General features: G+C 33.9%; 1 protein-coding gene. It reads left to right on the plus strand.

Annotated elements, in window-relative coordinates; translation table 11 throughout:
- Window positions 1-724 (plus strand): CatB-related O-acetyltransferase (locus E0D98_RS25160; RefSeq protein ID WP_131891428.1); only part of this gene is annotated, 724 nt, incomplete at its 5' end.
- Window positions 725-747: the final 23 nt, after the last annotated feature.

The following is a 747-nucleotide window of genomic DNA, read 5'->3' on the forward strand; positions in this document are numbered from 1 at the left end:
GGATAATAAAATCTTTTTAAATCATAAGGGGAAGAAGTCGTATAAAGAAAGGAATTTATTTCTTTTCTCAAAAGGTGACAAGATAACAATTGAAGATAATGTTATTGCTGAAGAATATTCAACAATGCCTGTGAAAAATTTCTCCAGTGTCGGCGCTTTTTCATTTCCGACCTGCCATTTTTCAGGGAATATACGTATAGGTCGATTTTGTAGTATTGCATCAAATGTAAAAATAATGGGTGGAAATCATCCTTTGAATCGTTTTACTACTCACATGATGACTTATAACGGTGAATTTGATAAGTTTGCTATGAGTGAATTTGAACGTAGCTGGACATTGAAACCATTCATTACCAAACCTGAAAATCCGATTATAGGAAATGATGTCTGGATAGGAAATGATGTTGTATTGAAAGGTGGCATCGCAATAGGTGATGGTGCTGTTATTGCTGCCAATTCCGTTGTTACCAAAGATGTGCCCCCATATGCCATAGTTGCAGGAGTTCCTGCAAAAATAATCAGATTTAGGTTTGATTCAAATGTTATTGATGAACTGTTGAGAATAAAATGGTGGAATTATAACTACTCAGATCTTCCGGATAATAACAAGTGTGATGATATAAATTATTTTGTTGAAGAGATGAATCGATTGATATCAGATGGAAATATTCAAGAGAGGGACTATAAAAAATTCAATCTTTCTGAGGTATTCAGAGGCCTATAATTATCTGTTTTGCATGACAAATG

Source organism: Escherichia sp. KCJ4928 (assembly GCF_004352695.1).
In the GTDB taxonomy this organism is placed as follows: Bacteria; Pseudomonadota; Gammaproteobacteria; order Enterobacterales; family Enterobacteriaceae; genus ECMA0423.